The following is an 8,012-nucleotide window of genomic DNA, read 5'->3' as shown; positions in this document are numbered from 1 at the left end:
CGCCTGCCACGAGGCGACCTCCGTGCCGACCTTCTCGGTGAGCGCGTGCACGGTCGCCGTGGCCGCAGCGACCGTGTCGGGGTTCTCCTTCTCGGCGGCGACCGTCTGCTGTGCCGAAAGCGCGGCAGCACGGTGCGCGGCGGTGTCCACCCGCCCCTCCGCACCCTTGAGGGCGACGGTGAGCGCCTGCACCTCCGCGAGGAAGGCGGGACGCTGGGCGAGGACGGCGGCACGCTCCGCGGTGTCCTGCTCCGCGCGGTCCACCGCACCGTCGAGGTAGTCCGTGCGCTGTCCGGCATCGTGGTACTGCTCGGTGAGCGCGGTCAGCTCAGCGACGGCGGACGCCCTCTCCTGCTCGAGGCCCTGGGATCTGCCGATCATCCCCGAGACGAGGAGCACGGAGGCCGCGAGCGCGACGGCCACGGCGCGACGCATCACGGGAGGAAGCCCGTCGTGTCCGCGATCTGCGCGTCCTGCTCGGCGAGCTGAGAACGCAGCGCGGTCAGCTGCGCGGCGAGCTCCCGGTTGTCGTCGCGCGTCATCTTCAGCGCATGCTCGATCCGCACGATCTCCGCTTTGACCGCGGCGATCGATTCCAGACGCTCCTGATCGGCGATGGCGACGACTGTGATCCCACCGACAAGTAAGAGGCATCCGACCGCGACAGCAAGACCTCGCATCTCGCTCCCCAGGACAGCGCACCAGTTCCGGACCGACTCCGATCGCCCCAATATACAACCGGAGGCGCCTCCGCAGGACCTCACCTCGGGGGGGGCGCGGACCCGCGAGGCTCAGACCGTCAGGTCGCTGCGCGCCGCAAGCCGCCGCTCCGCCGCGGACTGGCCGCTGGCGAGGTGCGCCGGCACGATCCGACGCAGCGCTTCCGTATCCCGCGCCGTCATCGCCTCGAGGATGATCCTGTGCTCGTCCGCCATGGCGAGCAGGTCGTCGTGCTGACCGAACAGCCAGCGCAGACGGGTGAGGAAGACGGCGATCAGCTCTCCGAGCATCTCGTTCGCGGCGAGTTCGACGGCGACCTCATGGAACTCCGCCGCCGCGATCCTCGCCGCCTCGGAATCCTCGGCACGTGCGGCCGCGAGCTCGCGCTCGTACGCGGCACGGATGCGGGCGATACCCGCCTCGTCGTGCCGCTCCGCCGCGAAGACGAAGATCAGCGTCTCGATAGCCTCGCGCACCTCTGCGAAGTCCTGGATGTCGCGGTGCGTGAACTCCCTCACGACAGCCCAGGTACGAGGACGCGCGACCACGATCCCCTCGGCGACGAGCGTGCGGATGGCTTCGCGGACCGGAAGGCGGGACACGTTCAACTCCGCGGCGATGTCCCGCTCGACGAGTCGCGCACCCGGCTTCCGGTGTCCGAGGATGATGTCGTCACGAAGGATGCGGGTGACCCGCACCGACTCGAGTTCCCCGCCTGCTGCTATAGCCCCCGCCATCTGGGCATTGTCGCACCCCTGCCGGTGTTCCTCAACTTTTGGTATCCCAAGGCTCCGCGCCGATGGACCCCGACGACCGGGCGAGAGGATGCGTCCCCCCGCCCGCATCGATGCTCAGGGCAGACGGTTCGCGCGTGCGAGGTTCTCCGTCAGCTCTTCCGCGTTCTGTCGGACCACATACGCCGGACGGTCACGCTCGACCCGCCACGACTCGCTGAGCGGTCCCACGTTGACGGTGTCGAACCCTGCCTCGTCGTAGAAGCGGGTCACGAAGGCGACAGCCTCCGCATCATCACCGGCAGTCGCCAACGCCCGCCGGTTCGGCGTGCCGGCAGGAGTGCCGTCCGACGTGATCTCCGAGGCGAAGATGTGGTTGAAGGCCTTCGCGATCTTGGCGTTCGGGAGCGCGCGCTGCACCAGCTCCGACGTCGTCGTCTCCCCCTTGTCGAGGGCTTCGATGTGCCCGTCCCGCTCGAAGTAGTAGTTGTTCGTGTCGAGCACGATCTTGCCGGCGAGTTGCTCTGCAGGCAGGTCGTCGATCGCGCGGAGTGGCACCGTGACGACCGCGACGTCCGCAGCGGCGGCGGCATCCTCCGCAGTGGCGGCGCGAGCGTTCGGGCCGAGCTCGGCGACGAGGTCGGCGAGAGTCTCCGGTCCCCGCGAGTTCGCGATCACCACGTCGTACCCGTTCGCGATCGCCACGCGTGCGACCTGGCTGCCGATGTGTCCTGCACCGATGATTCCGAGAGTTGTCATGTCGGGACCAACGCCGGGCGCTCGAGGCTATTCCCGTCGAGTCCTCCTACGACGGCTCAGACGTCACGGAGCAGGCTCTCCTCGGTGCGGCGGTAGCCCAGCTGCTCGTACAGGTCGATCGCTCCCGTGTTGAAGCCGAAGACGTGCAGACCGATCGAGTCCGCACCGAGCCGGCGCGCCTCCCGCTCGACGGCATGCATCAGTTCGCGCCCGTACCCTCTGCGCCGGTGCTCGGCGGCCACCTCGATGTCCAGGACGAACACATGAGGACGACCTTCGCGCTGACGCACGCCGACCCACAGGATGCCGACCTCCGTCCCGTCGACGGAGGCGGTGAAGAGCTCCTGCCCCGCGGTGTCGAGTCCGTCGGGAAGCTCGGCGATCATCTGACGATGCGACTCGGCGAGCGCCTCCTCCGGGGTGTAGCGACCGGACTCGACGAGGTCGTTCGCGAACCCCTCCTCCGATGCGGCGGCGAACGTCGGGAAGCGCTCCGGGATCATCGGCGACACGTCGACGTGGGAAGCGACGTCGCGCGCCGGGAGCGGCTCGAGCACCATCTGAATGGAGGCCACCTCGAAGCCTCTCCCGCGCGCGAACGCCCGACCGGTCGAGTCCTGCGGGAACAGCTGCATGCCGACCTGCGTGGCGCCCTCTTCTCGCGCGACCCGCAGGATCTCTGCGAGCAGATCGTCGCTGTGCGCGTCGGTGAACGGCTCGTCGACGACGAGGTCGAGGAGGAAGAGCTTGTCGTCCCGCAGATTCAGCAGGAGCGTCCCGACCTCCCCTTCCGCGTCCATGACCACGCGCATGACCCGCGCGGTCGCGGTCGCGGCGGAGTCCGGGAACACCTCGCCGAAGAGCTGATCGACGTGGGCGACCGCGTCGACGCCGGGGCGCCGGTCCGACGCCCTGTTGCCGTCGATGAGACGCTTCCGCGCGGCGGACCGCCATTCGTCGAAGCGTTCGGCGGGCAGAGGCATCAGCTGCACGGACATGCGTCCATCCTGCACCTCAGCTGCGGGTGAGCGCGTCTTCCGCTGCGACCCAGGCGAGCATGGCGCACTTGACGCGTGCGACGTACTTCGACACCCCACCGAGAGCTGCGGCATCTCCGAGCAGCTCCTCATCGGGTTCGATCTTGCCGCGGGAGCGCATCGCCTCGCGGAATGCGGCGATGCGCACCTCGAGGTCTTCGACGCTGAGCCCCTCGGCGAGCTCTGCCAGCAGCGAGGCGGATGCCTGCGAGATCGCGCAGCCGTGTCCCTCCCAGGCGATAGCCTCGATGCCGCCGTCGGCTCCGCGGTGCACCTGGAGGGTGATCTCGTCGCCGCAGGTCGGGTTCAGCTGGTGCGACTGCGCCGGGATCTCCTCCCGCAGCCCATACCCGTGCGGGGTGCGCGAGTGGTCGAGGATCAGCTCCTGATACAGGTTCTGCAGGTCGCTCATGCGCCCCTCCGGAAGAAGTCGATGGCTCCGGCGACGCCCTCGATCACGGCATCCACCTCGGCATCGGTCGTGTAGAGATAGGTGCTCGCCCTGGTGGATGAGGTCACGCCGAGCCGGCGGTGCAGCGGCTGTGCGCAGTGATGGCCGACGCGCACCGCGATGCCGAGATCGTCGAGGAACTGCCCCACGTCGTGGGAGTGGATGCCCTGGACGTCGAAGCTCGCCAGTCCCACGCGGGGCAGGTCGATACCGGCGCCGAGCACGCGCACCCCGTCGATCGCGCTCAGACCGTCGACGAGTCGTCGACCGAAGGCCGCCTCATGCGCGGCGATACGCGGCATCCCGACCTCGGTCAGGTAGCCGACCGCTGCGGCGAGCGCGATCGCCTGCGACACCCGCTGGGTGCCCGCCTCGAAACGCTGCGGCGGCGGAAGGTACTCGGCTTCGGTCGTGGTGACCGTCGTGATCATCGAGCCGCCCGTCAGGAAGGGCGGCATCGCAGCCAGCACCTCGCGGCGGCCGTAGAGGGCACCGATCCCGGTGGGTCCGAGCATCTTGTGTCCGGACAGCACGGCGAAGTCGACGTCGAGGGCGCGCACATCGAGGGGCAGATGCGGTGCCGACTGGCAGGCGTCGAGCAGCGTCAGCGCCCCGACCTCACGGGCGAGCGCGACCAGCTGCTCCACGGGATTGATGACTCCCAGAACGTTGGAGACGTGCGTGAAGGCGACGAGCTTGGTGCGTGCCGTGATCAGCTCGGCCGCGGCGTCGAGCCGCAGGGCACCGTCGTCGTCGAGGGGGATCACCTTGAGCGTGGCGCCGGTGCGGGCCGCGAGCTCCTGCCACGGGATGAGGTTCGCGTGGTGCTCCATCTCGGTGGTGACGATCTCGTCGCCCTCTCGGAGCCGCAGGCGCTCCGCAGCCGCACCGCCACGCCCGAGCGACGCGTTCGAGAGGGAGTACGCGACGAGGTTGATCGCCTCGGTGGCGTTGGAGGTCCAGACGATCTCGTCGTCGTCCGCGCCGACGAATCGGGCGACGGCCGTGCGGGCGTCCTCGAACAGCTCGGTCGCCTCGGCAGCGAGCGTGTGCGCACCGCGATGCACGGCCGAGTTCATCGAGGTGGCGAAGTCGCGCTCGGCGTCGAGCACAGCCACCGGTCGCTGTGACGTCGCCCCGGAGTCCAGATACACCAGCGGACGCCCGTGCACCTGTGCACCCAGGATCGGGAAGTCGCCGCGAATGCGCCGCACCTCGGCGTCGTTCAGGGAGGCGATCACGTCGAGACCGGGAGAAGTGCTCATCCCTCCATGTTCCCACCTGCGGACCGGGGGTGGGCGCGACGGGTCAAGGGCCGCCGAGAGTCTTCGCGTCGGCGGCCGCGTCGTAGCGGTCCTGCGCGTCACGTACGTCCTCGACATGCGACTCCGCCCAGACCTGCAGCGCCTGGAGCGGCGCATACAGCGTGCGCCCGAGCGGAGTGAGCAGATAGCGGGAGTGGCCGTCGTCTCCGACGCCGCGCTCCAGCATGCCGTCGCGTTCCAGGGCGCGGAGCGTGTCGACGAGCACCTTCTTCGTGATTCCGTCCATCCTGGTGTGCAATTCGCCGAAGCGCAGAGGCTGCTCGTGCAGGAGGACGACGATCATCGCGGTCCATTTGTTCGCGATGCGCGCGAGTGATGCGCGCGACGGGCAGCTGGCCGAGAACACCGTCCACGTGTTCGACATCCGCTGCCCCTTCCGGTGACGTTGAAGTAACCGCGCCCCTGCCGAGACGCTGGATGCTCCACAGTACCGACCCATCGAGAAGGAGCATCATGTCGGCGATCGACGTCGTAGGACAGTACGGTGCGGCCATGGCCGCCGGAGACATGGAGGCGCTGGCGGCGACCTTCCATCCGGATGCCGTCTGGCACCAGCCCGGAGCGAACCAGCTGTCAGGAGATCACGTCGGCCCCGACGCGATCATCGCGCACCTGGGACGGTTCATGCAGCTGAGCGGGGGCACGTTCGCCCTCGAGACGGAGTCGGCGACCGAGAGCGGTGCCCTGGTATCCGCCACCGTGCGATTCCGCGCGCAGCGCGTGGGGCACGATGACCTCGATCAGCACGTTCTCGATCAGCACGGTGTCGACGTGTTCCGTGTCGCCGACGGCCGCATCGTCGAGGTCTGGCTGATGAGCGAGGACCAGGAAGCGGAGGATCGCTTCTGGGGTACGGCCTGATCCGTCCCCCGATTCGAGCGACGCCGGGTGGTCGCGGACCTCGACCGCCCGGCGTCCGCGCCTCTAAGCTCGTCCCATGATCGCCCAGGACACGCTGTTCACCTTCGTCGTCGCGGCGTTCATCATGGTCGTCATCCCCGGGCCGACCGTGCTCTTCACGATCGGCCGAGCCATGGCGCTCGGCCGGATGGGCGGATTCCTCAGCATCCTGGGCACGGCGGTCGGATCGATCGTGCTCGTCGTCGCGGTGGCTCTCGGCGTCGGCACCGTGATCGCGCAGTCGGTCGTGCTGTTCACGATCGTCAAGGTGCTCGGCGCCGGCTACCTGATCTTCCTGGGCATCCAGGCGATCCGCCACCGGAAGGACGCGGCGAGAGCCATGGCCACGGCGCCGGCGAAGCGCTCGGGCTGGCGGCTTCTCACCGAGGGCTTCGTCGTCGGCGTCACGAACCCGAAGTCCATCGCGTTCTTCCTCGCGATCCTCCCGCAGTTCGTCGATCTGCATGCCGGATCGGTGCCGGCGCAGCTGTTCCTGCTCGGGGTGGTCGTCGTGGTGATCGGCGTGAGCTGCGACGCCGTATGGGTGCTCCTGGCGAGCGCCGCCCGTGACTGGTTCGGCCGCTCGCCCCGACGTATTGAGGCGATGGGGGCAACCGGTGGCGGGCTGATGATCGCTCTCGGCGCTTTCCTGCTGGTGTGGAGCGAGAAACCCGCCACCGCGTGAACGCTCGAACTCACATCCTGGCGTAGCGGGCCCGGGCGATGCAGAAGACGCCGTAGACGGCGAACCCCGCGCCGACAGCACCCAGGACGAGTCCGCCGAGGGGCAGGTCGAGCAGACTGTGCAGGGCGGCATCGAGCCCCGCGCCCTTCTCCGGGTCCTGCGTGACGGCGGCGACGACGAAGAGCACCCCGGTCACGGCGACGGCGGTGCCCTTGCCGAAGTAGCCGATCACTCCCAGGGTCACGATGCCCCTGCGGGCGACTCCCGATGGCAGGTCGAGCAGCTTCTCGAAGCCGCGGGTGAAGCCGCCGACGATGAACCCGACCCCGACCCCGACGACCGAGAGCCCTACGACGACCAACAGGGCGACGCCGCCGGGCGCCGAGAGCAGCACCGCGCTCAGGGTCTTCGACGCCGTCTCGGAGTCGGCATTGCCACCCACGGCGTAGATCAGGGCCATGCCCCCGACGATGAGGTAGGCGGCGGCGATGCCGAACAGCTTGACGCGCTGACCCCACTTCTTCGTCTCGGCCGGATCGGCGGCGAGGAAGGCACTGGCGATCTGCCACACGGCGAGCGCGATCAGCCCGGCGGCCACGAGCACGAGCAGCAGCCCTCCGATCGGGCTCTGGCGGATCTGCTCCATGGCCCCGTCCTGGTCGGCGTCACCGGAGGCGCCGGCCGCGATGGAGATCGCCACCGAGCCGATGATGACGTGGATGAGACCGAGGACGACGAAGCCGGCACGGGCGACCCGTCGGAACGTCGACGACCTCTTGGCGACGCGCGCCGCGTTCTTGACCGTGCTCATCGTTGAAGCGTATCCGTCGTGCGGAACCCCGCCGAGGGGCTTGATTTCGCCTCGCCTGTCGCTCCCGCCCTGTCGCTCCCGCCCTGTCGCTCAGGCGTGCGGCATGATCGGCTGCCGGAGGATGGTGCGCAGCTTCGCCGGATCGGCACGGCGCAGGTCGCTCAGGTAGATCTCGTGATGGAGCCCCCGCATCTGGAGCCCGTTGTCGGGGATGAAGTGGTGATGCAGCTCTTCGAGCACCGGTCCTTCGTCGTCGAACGGTCCGACGTGGAGTGTCTGTACGCAGCTGCCCTCGTCGAGGGTCTGCAGCCGCACGGAGTCGAGCGCAGGGATCGGCTCCCTCTTCTTCACAGCCTTCTGCGACACCGACTCGACGGCTGCCGCGAACATCGCGGGGGTGATGTGATCGCCGACCATGATCATCATCGTCCACATCCAGGCCGACTTGTCACGTCGGGAGGTGAACGACTCCATGTCGGGCGCATGCCAGAGTCCCTCGAGCGGCATCACGACGGTGTCGATGCCGAGGTCGTTCCGACTCGCGAACTTCAGCGCGTATGCCAGGGGGAACAGCGCCGACACGGCGTCCC

Annotated in this window: 11 protein-coding genes and 1 pseudogene; 2 read left to right on the top strand and 10 right to left on the bottom strand. The window is 68.9% G+C overall.

What is annotated here, in order from left to right; translation table 11 throughout:
- The 8 genes and pseudogenes from DSP71_RS11970 to DSP71_RS11935 form a co-directional block, all read right to left on the bottom strand.
- Window positions 1-435 (bottom strand): annotated as a pseudogene (locus DSP71_RS11970) (hypothetical protein); the annotation flags it as partial.
- Window positions 435-680, bottom strand: coding sequence for a hypothetical protein (locus DSP71_RS11965; protein WP_113681196.1), 246 nt, complete (start codon window positions 678-680; stop codon window positions 435-437). The gene DSP71_RS11965 and the pseudogene DSP71_RS11970, both read right to left, overlap by 1 nt.
- Before the next feature lie 111 nt (window positions 681-791).
- Window positions 792-1,457 carry a GntR family transcriptional regulator gene (locus DSP71_RS11960; protein ID WP_046746712.1) on the bottom strand — a complete coding sequence of 222 codons (666 nt, stop codon included), beginning with the start codon at window positions 1,455-1,457 and terminating at the stop codon, window positions 792-794.
- A gap of 114 nt (window positions 1,458-1,571) precedes the next feature.
- Entirely contained in the window at window positions 1,572-2,213 is a 642-nt protein-coding gene (locus DSP71_RS11955; RefSeq protein WP_113681195.1) for an NADPH-dependent F420 reductase, read from the bottom strand.
- Window positions 2,214-2,269: 56 nt separating this feature from the next.
- Complete coding sequence (locus tag DSP71_RS11950; protein WP_179516240.1) at window positions 2,270-3,211, bottom strand: GNAT family N-acetyltransferase; 942 nt, start codon at window positions 3,209-3,211, stop codon at window positions 2,270-2,272.
- 16 nt (window positions 3,212-3,227) lie between these two features.
- Window positions 3,228-3,662 carry a Fe-S cluster assembly sulfur transfer protein SufU gene (sufU, locus tag DSP71_RS11945; RefSeq protein ID WP_046746714.1) on the bottom strand — a complete coding sequence of 145 codons (435 nt, stop codon included), beginning with the start codon at window positions 3,660-3,662 and terminating at the stop codon, window positions 3,228-3,230.
- Window positions 3,659-4,966 (bottom strand): aminotransferase class V-fold PLP-dependent enzyme, encoded by a 1,308-nt coding sequence (locus DSP71_RS11940; RefSeq protein WP_113681193.1) that lies wholly within the window; start codon window positions 4,964-4,966, stop codon window positions 3,659-3,661. Before DSP71_RS11940 ends, sufU begins: the two co-directional genes overlap by 4 nt.
- Before the next feature lie 43 nt (window positions 4,967-5,009).
- The gene (locus DSP71_RS11935; RefSeq protein WP_061016101.1) at window positions 5,010-5,390 is read right to left on the bottom strand and encodes a helix-turn-helix domain-containing protein; all 381 of its coding nucleotides are present in this window, start codon (window positions 5,388-5,390) and stop codon (window positions 5,010-5,012) included.
- Window positions 5,391-5,479: 89 nt separating this feature from the next.
- Between DSP71_RS11935 and DSP71_RS11930 the strand changes: the two genes are divergently transcribed.
- On the top strand, window positions 5,480-5,887 hold the full coding sequence (locus tag DSP71_RS11930) for a nuclear transport factor 2 family protein (protein ID WP_046746717.1): 408 nt from the start codon (window positions 5,480-5,482) through the stop codon (window positions 5,885-5,887).
- A 76-nt stretch (window positions 5,888-5,963) separates the two neighbouring features.
- Window positions 5,964-6,611, top strand: a complete 648-nt coding sequence (locus tag DSP71_RS11925) for a LysE family translocator (protein WP_061016105.1) — start codon at window positions 5,964-5,966, stop codon at window positions 6,609-6,611.
- Window positions 6,612-6,621: 10 nt separating this feature from the next.
- Here the strand turns inward: DSP71_RS11925 and DSP71_RS11920 are convergent, their stop codons facing one another.
- Complete coding sequence (locus DSP71_RS11920) at window positions 6,622-7,422, bottom strand: DUF1206 domain-containing protein (RefSeq protein WP_113681192.1); 801 nt, start codon at window positions 7,420-7,422, stop codon at window positions 6,622-6,624.
- A 90-nt stretch (window positions 7,423-7,512) separates the two neighbouring features.
- The coding region (locus DSP71_RS11915; RefSeq protein ID WP_258546401.1) for a GyrI-like domain-containing protein at window positions 7,513-8,012 on the bottom strand (500 nt) is incomplete at its 5' end.

Origin of the sequence: Microbacterium sp. H6, from assembly GCF_003314775.1 — a bacterium.
Lineage (GTDB): Bacteria > Actinomycetota > Actinomycetes > Actinomycetales > Microbacteriaceae > Microbacterium > Microbacterium oxydans.
Note: the sequence above shows the minus strand (reverse complement) of the source record. Positions and strands in the feature narration are given on the sequence as shown.